Origin of the sequence: Paracoccus marinaquae, assembly GCF_018860165.1 — a bacterium.
Lineage (GTDB): Bacteria > Pseudomonadota > Alphaproteobacteria > Rhodobacterales > Rhodobacteraceae > Paracoccus > Paracoccus marinaquae.
In genome coordinates this window covers 83,619-89,947 of sequence record NZ_JAHKNG010000014.1, presented here as the reverse complement: position 1 = coordinate 89,947, position 6,329 = coordinate 83,619, and the positions used below count along the sequence as shown (strand labels likewise).

At 64.7% G+C, this 6,329-nt stretch carries 6 protein-coding genes and 1 other RNA gene; 3 read left to right on the top strand and 4 right to left on the bottom strand.

From position 1 onward, the window contains the following. The first annotated feature begins 321 nt into the window (after positions 1–321). The 3 genes from ssrA to KNW02_RS10085 all read left to right on the top strand — a co-directional run bounded on the left by ssrA (position 322) and on the right by KNW02_RS10085 (position 2,364). Positions 322–675, top strand: a transfer-messenger RNA (tmRNA) gene (gene ssrA / locus KNW02_RS10095). Positions 676–842: 167 nt separating this feature from the next. After that, positions 843–1,328, top strand: coding sequence for an SspB family protein (locus KNW02_RS10090; RefSeq protein WP_216033143.1), 486 nt, complete (start codon positions 843–845; stop codon positions 1,326–1,328). 142 nt (positions 1,329–1,470) lie between these two features. Next, positions 1,471–2,364, top strand: coding sequence for a dihydrodipicolinate synthase family protein (locus tag KNW02_RS10085; RefSeq protein ID WP_216033142.1), 894 nt, complete (start codon positions 1,471–1,473; stop codon positions 2,362–2,364). A 57-nt stretch (positions 2,365–2,421) separates the two neighbouring features. Here the strand turns inward: KNW02_RS10085 and aspS are convergent, their stop codons facing one another. The 4 genes from aspS to KNW02_RS10065 all read right to left on the bottom strand — a co-directional run bounded on the left by aspS (position 2,422) and on the right by KNW02_RS10065 (position 6,241). After that, complete coding sequence (aspS, locus tag KNW02_RS10080) at positions 2,422–4,296, bottom strand: aspartate--tRNA ligase (protein WP_216033150.1); 1,875 nt, start codon at positions 4,294–4,296, stop codon at positions 2,422–2,424. A gap of 149 nt (positions 4,297–4,445) precedes the next feature. After that, a complete protein-coding gene (locus tag KNW02_RS10075; protein WP_216033141.1) occupies positions 4,446–4,802 on the bottom strand; it encodes a VOC family protein in 357 nt (118 codons plus the stop codon). 9 nt (positions 4,803–4,811) lie between these two features. Next, positions 4,812–5,447, bottom strand: coding sequence for a CPBP family intramembrane glutamic endopeptidase (locus tag KNW02_RS10070; RefSeq protein ID WP_348524709.1), 636 nt, complete (start codon positions 5,445–5,447; stop codon positions 4,812–4,814). Then, positions 5,444–6,241: a glycoside hydrolase family 25 protein gene (locus tag KNW02_RS10065; RefSeq protein ID WP_216033140.1), complete on the bottom strand. Its 798-nt coding sequence runs from the start codon at positions 6,239–6,241 to the stop codon at positions 5,444–5,446. Before KNW02_RS10065 ends, KNW02_RS10070 begins: the two co-directional genes overlap by 4 nt. Positions 6,242–6,329 lie beyond the last annotated feature (88 nt).

Below are 6,329 nucleotides of genomic sequence, written 5' to 3'. Positions count from 1 at the left end.
TGATCTCCTCTCCCGGATTTGAAGCCATACCGCCTCTGGCGGCTTCAAATCCGGGAGAGGAGATCATCGACAAAAACGCTGAAGCGGACCGGCTGAAAGCCGGTGGTTTGTATCCGATACATGGAAAGTCAAATCATGACCTATTCACGGGAAGTTCCTCCTGCTTGGCTGAGCCAAGGCGTATTCCCCGCCCGATCAGCAAAGGAATACCAGCGGCAGGCGGGCACGAAGGCGTCGACCAGGGCGCGACTGATCAGCCGCACCATGCAAGGCAGGTCTTTCTCATCGCATCGGCGCGACCCTGCACCGGCCAGCCAGCCCCATCTTGCGACCCGGCGATACGGATCCTATATTCATTCTGTTCGGCGCAAGCCGGACTATGGACATAAACGCGCTCGTAATAAGCGGATCGGACCCGGGGGCGGTACCCGGCGGCTCCACCATCACCCTTCGTTGGGGGAACATGGGGCCGAAACAGGATCGACGAACGTCTAAAGGGGTTTGCTTTGTCCCGGTGAGCTACCACCGTTATCGGTGCGCAAAGTACAGTTGCCAACGACAACCGTGCTCCGGTCGCTCTGGCTGCGTAAGCAGCTCGGGTAACCGAAACCTAAGTCCTTATGCCTAGCAGCCTAAGGCGGGGCCCGCAGGAGCCTGGCAACAGAATCCTGCACCTTCCGCGCATGACGCCCCCGGCACCGCCCCGCGTCTGGGCGCCCGGCGATGCGGTGCCGGTATCCGCCGCCGTCCACGCGCCGGAAAATCGGCCCTCGGACCGGAACAGGCCTCTTTTCATCGTCCGCCATATGCCTATGCTGGCCCCAAGAAACAGGGGTAACCGGATGGCGCGATCGGAGATCGACTACGGCGGAATGATGCATCGGGCGATGCAGGGGCTGATCGCCAACGTGCTGGAGGATGTCGCACGGAACGGCCTGCCGGGCGAGCATCACTTCTTCATCACCTTCGACACCCGCGAAGACGGCGTCGAGATGGCCGACTGGCTGCGCGACCGCTATCCCGAGGAAATGACCATCGTCATCCAGCACTGGTTCGACAATCTGACTGTCGATGACGAGGGCTTCACCATCACCCTGAACTTCGGCAACTCGCCCGAGCCGCTGCGCATCCCCTTCGACGCGCTGCGCACCTTCGTCGACCCTTCGGTCGAATTCGGCCTGCGCTTCGAAACGCAGGACAGCGAGGATGACGACGAGGACGAAGCGGACGAGGATTTCGCCGGGGAAGACGGCGACGACGATCACAGCCCTGATGACGGACCGCCCGGCGGCGGCGAGGTCGTGCAACTGGACCGCTGGCGCAAGTAGCCCCCGGCCCCCTGCCGCCGACCTGACATCAGCCGGGTTTCCCGTCGTCCCGCCCGAAGTTGCGCCGTAGGGCCGGCCGGGTACGCTTGTCTTTCCGGGCGGTTCGGGATCATCTGGCGAATAAACCAATGGGGCTGCCATCATGTCCGTCTTCCGTGGTCTTTCGGCCTTTCCGATCACACCTGCCGATCCCATGGGTCGGGCAGATGCGGCCGCTTTGCGCACCCTGCTGCAGCGGCTGCGTATTGCGGGCGTTGATTCCGTCGGCCTTCTGGGCAGCACCGGAGGCTATGCCTATCTGAACCGCACCGAGCGTCAGCGCATCCTCGAGGTCGCCCTTGACGAGATCGGCGGGGCGGTGCCGGTCATCGTCGGGGTGGGCGCATTGCGCACCGATGAGGCGCAGGCCCTGGCCACCCATGCCGGAGGGGCGGGGGCCGCTGGGCTGCTGCTGGCGCCGGTCAGCTACACGCCCCTGACCGAGGATGAGGTCTACCAGCATTTTGCCGCAGTCACCGAAGCATCTGACCTGCCGATCTGCATCTACAACAACCCCTCGACCACCCATTTCAGCTTTTCGCTGCCGCTGCTGGAACGGCTGGCGCAACTGCCCGGGATCGGCGCGGTCAAGATGCCACTGCCGGCCGATGGCGATTTCGGCGCCGAGATCGCCCGGCTGCGCGACGCCCTTCCTGCCGGTTTCGTGATCGGTCACAGCGGCGACTGGGGCGCTGCGGCCTCGCTGCTGGCCGGGGCCGACGGCTTTTTCAGCGTCGCGGCCGGCCTGCTACCCGAGCCTTTCCTGCGATTGGGACGCGCCGCCATGGCCGGCGATGCCGCACAGACCGGGCGGCTGGACGCCGCCTTCGGGCCGCTTTGGGAACTGTTCCGGCAATTCGGCAGCCTGCGTGTCGTACATATGGCCACCGGGATCCTCGGGCTGACCGAGGCGCAGCCGCCGCGCCCGATCCTGCCGCTGCCGGAAACCGAGCGGGAGCGGGTTGTGGCCGCCCTCGCCGCCCTTGAGGCGATCTGACCAAGACCGTCACCCGCGGCGCGAACCCTGGTCGCCCGAGGCCCGCAGCCTGTCAGATCATTCCTTGGGCAGGACCCGCAGGCGCAATTCGCGCAACTGCTCATTGGTGGGCTCGGACGGCGCGCCCATCATCAGATCCTCGGCCCGCTGGTTCATCGGGAACATGATGACCTCGCGGATGTTCACCTCATCGGCCAGCAGCATGACGATCCGGTCGATGCCGGCCGCGCAGCCGCCATGCGGCGGCGCGCCATAGCGGAAGGCCTTGACCATGCCGCCGAACCGCTTCTCGACCTCGGAGGCCGGGTAGCCCGCCAGTTCGAACGCCTTGAACATGATCTCGGGCTTGTGGTTGCGGATCGCGCCCGAGACCAGTTCATAGCCGTTGCAGGCCAGATCGTACTGATAGCCCCGGACCGCCAGCGGATCACCCTCCAGCGCCGCCATCCCGCCCTGCGGCATCGAGAACGGGTTGTGGGAAAAGTCGATCTTGCCCTCGTCGGTCTTCTCATACATCGGGAAATCGACGATCCAGGCGAATTTGAACTGGTTCTCGTCGGTCAGGCCCAGTTCGCGGCCGATCTCGTTGCGGGCGCGTCCGGCGACGGCCTCGAAGGCCTCGGGCTTGCCGCCGAGGAAGAAGGCCGCGTCGCCTACTCCCAGTCCAAGCTGCTGGCGGATCGCCTCAGTGCGTTCGAGACCTATATTTTTGGCGATGGGGCCGGCGGCCTCGGTCTTAAAGCGCGCGATAGTCGGCTCAGAATCACCAAAAATATTGAAATTTGGATTCTTCCGCATTTCAGCATATTCGGCTTCTTCTTCGGCGATCTCATCAGCGGACTTTTCAACCTTGCGCCAAAAAATATACCCCATCCCCGGCAGCCCTTCCTTCTGCGCGAAGGCGTTCATGCGGTCGGCGAACTTGCGGCTGCCGCCGGTCGGCGCGGGAATGGCGCGGACTTCGGTGCCTTCCTGCTCCAAGAGCTTGGCGAAGATGGCAAAGCCCGAGTCGCGGAAATGGTCGCTGACCACCTGCATCTCGATCGGGTTGCGCAGGTCGGGCTTGTCGCTGCCGTATTTCAGCATGGCTTCGGCAAAGGGGATGCGCGGCCAGTCGGTATCGACGCGGCGGCCAGCCCCGAATTCCTCGAACAGGCCCTGAATGACCGGCTGGATGGCGGCAAAGACATCCTCCTGCTCGACAAAGCTCATCTCGACATCAAGCTGATAGAAATCCGTGGGCGAGCGGTCGGCGCGCGGATCCTCGTCGCGGAAACAGGGCGCGATCTGGAAATAGCGGTCGAAGCCCGCGACCATGATCAATTGCTTGAACTGCTGCGGCGCCTGTGGCAGCGCATAGAACTTGCCCGGATGCAGCCGCGAGGGCACCAGGAAGTCGCGCGCCCCCTCGGGGCTGGAGGCGGTGATGATCGGGGTCTGGAACTCGGTAAAGCCGGTATCCCACATGCGGTTGCGCAAGCTGCGGACCACCTTGCTGCGCAGCATGATGTTGTCATGCAGCGACTCGCGCCGCAGATCGAGGAAGCGATAGGCGAGACGGGTTTCCTCGGGATAGTCCAGATCGCCGAAAACCGGCAGCGGCAGTTCGTCCGCCGGGCCGAGGATTTCCAGATCGGTCGCATAGACCTCGATCTCGCCGGTCGGCAGCTTCGGGTTGACCAGCGCGGCATCGCGCAGCTTGACCCGGCCGTCGATGCGGATCACGGTTTCCGCCCGCAGCTTTTCCATGGCGGCAAAGGCGGGCGAGTCGCTGTCGGCCAGCACCTGCGTCATGCCGTAATGGTCGCGCAGATCGACGAACAGCACGCCGCCATGATCGCGCACGCGATGGACCCAGCCCGACAGACGGACAGTCTCGCCGGCATGGGCGGCGGTCAGATCGGCGCAGGTATGGCTGCGATAGGCGTGCATCATCGGCTCCTTGATCGGGTCGGGCCGATACAAACCGCCAAGCCCGCAAAGTCAAGGCGGCGCGGGCCTGTCTTGACAAGCCCGCCGCACCGTCGTGGCATCCGGGCAGCGGAGGTATCCCATGCTCGGTCCGATCCTGAGGGCAGCGCTCAGGCCCGCGGCTGCCACAGTTCGATCGGATTTCCTTCGGGATCGTGAATGCGGGCGAAGCGGCCGACCTCGCTGTCCCATTCGCCGGGCCGGGTCTCGACATGGATGCCCGCGGTCTGCAGCCTTGCGATCAGGCCGGCCAGATCCTCGACCCGCAGGTTCAGCATCCATTGCCGGTCGGCGGGAAAGTAGTCCGTATCGCCGTCGAATGGCGCGAAGACCGTCGGCCCGGCCGCCTGATGCCACGGCGCCCCGTCCCGAAAGCCGATCCCCAGATGCAGGTCATACCATTCGGCCAGCGCCTGCGGATCGCGGGCGCGAAAGAACAGGCCGCCGATTCCCGTCACTCCTGCCATACCGGCCTCCTAGAAGGGGCGCACCACATTGCCACTGTAGAAATAATAGCCCATTCCGACCGCAAACAGAATATTCCCGGCCACGGCATGCAGCATCCATGCGGCGGGGAATCCGTGGCGCAGATAGGCGCGGGCGAAGAACCAGCCGCCGACAAAGGTCATCGCCGACACCACCCATGACCAGTACATCAGATGCGCAAAGGAGAAGATCGCGGCATTGACGGCGATCGCCGCCTTGCCCGAGGGCATCAATGCGCCATAGCGGTGAAAGAACAGCGGCCGGAAGATCAGTTCCTGCGGCAACGCCGACAGAATCGGGTAGAAACACCAGATCAGCAGCAGGAATTCAGGCCGGGCGCGCAGCATCGCAAACAGCGCCTCGGGACGGCTCAGCGACAGGATGACCACACCCGCACCCAGAGTTGCGACGGCGATGCCCAGTACCTCCCACCAGGGCATCCGGCGGCCGCGAATCAGGTTGCGCCACTGAAAGCCGCCGGTCCGCCACAGCAGCAGCAGGCCGGCGATGCTGAACAGGAACAGCGCCGTGAACATGCGATGCGGGGGCAGCAGGAAGGCAATGGCCAGCGGCGCCCCGATATAGAGCGCCGCGAATTCGACCGCCAGCCAGGGACGCGGCCTCACCGCGTCAGGCGCATCGACAACCATCTTGCCCAATCCGCAGTCGTGCCGGCAAAGGCGTTCAGATCCACGTTCCCCTTGATGCCCGGCACCGTGCCGGTGCCGGTATATTGCCAGAAGGCCCAGCGTTGGCCCGGATAGGTCATGCGCGGGTGATCGGCGACCGAGCGCAGCCAGAATTCCGCCCGCATGTCGCCCAGCTGGTTCTCGCGGTAGAAATCGACCGTGGTGTAGATGATCGGGCGCTGACCGTAATGGCGCCCGACGATGTCGAGGAAGATGTTCGCCTCGCGCTTGATTTCGGCCGGGCCGGGGCGTCCGGGGCAGGTCCGCGAATTGGTCCATTCGAGATCCAGAACCGGGGGCAGCGCGCCGCGTTCGCGCGGGACGTTGCGGATGAACCAGCGCGCCTGTTCGGCCCCCGAGCGGCAGAAATAGTAATAGTGATAGGCGCCGCGCGGGACGCGGGCGGCAGCCGCCTCGCGCCAGTAGCGCGGGAAGGCCGGATCGCTGTGATCACCGCCTTCGGTTGCCTTGATGAAGGCAAAGCTGATCCCGGCGCCACGCACCCGGCCCCAGTCGATATCGCCCTGCCAGCGCGAGATATCGATGCCGTGGACCTGATGGTTATAGGGGTGCCCGTTGCGCCACTCATGCGGCTTGCTGTCGCCAAGCTGCGGCACGGTGCCGGACACATAGACCGGACCGGTGCCGACGGTTGCGCGCGGGGGCGTGCGCGAACAGGCGACCGCCAGAACCAGCATCAGCCCCAGGAGTATCTTGGTAAGATGGCGCATCCTGCCCTCATTTGCACAGCTGCTCTCTGCCGCGGTTCACGCGGTCTTTCGCGTCTTATCGCAAGGGCGTGAAAAAATGTCATCGCCC

What these genes read in the sequence shown, in the direction of transcription:
- KNW02_RS10090 (WP_216033143.1), top strand. Translation starts at nt 843, where the DNA reads ATGGCGCGATCGGAGATCGACTACGGCGGAATGATGCATCGGGCGATG.
- KNW02_RS10085 (WP_216033142.1), top strand. Translation starts at nt 1,471, where the DNA reads ATGTCCGTCTTCCGTGGTCTTTCGGCCTTTCCGATCACACCTGCCGAT.
- aspS (WP_216033150.1), bottom strand. Translation starts at nt 4,296, where the DNA reads ATGCACGCCTATCGCAGCCATACCTGCGCCGATCTGACCGCCGCCCAT.
- KNW02_RS10075 (WP_216033141.1), bottom strand. Translation starts at nt 4,802, where the DNA reads ATGGCAGGAGTGACGGGAATCGGCGGCCTGTTCTTTCGCGCCCGCGAT.
- KNW02_RS10065 (WP_216033140.1), bottom strand. Translation starts at nt 6,241, where the DNA reads ATGCGCCATCTTACCAAGATACTCCTGGGGCTGATGCTGGTTCTGGCG.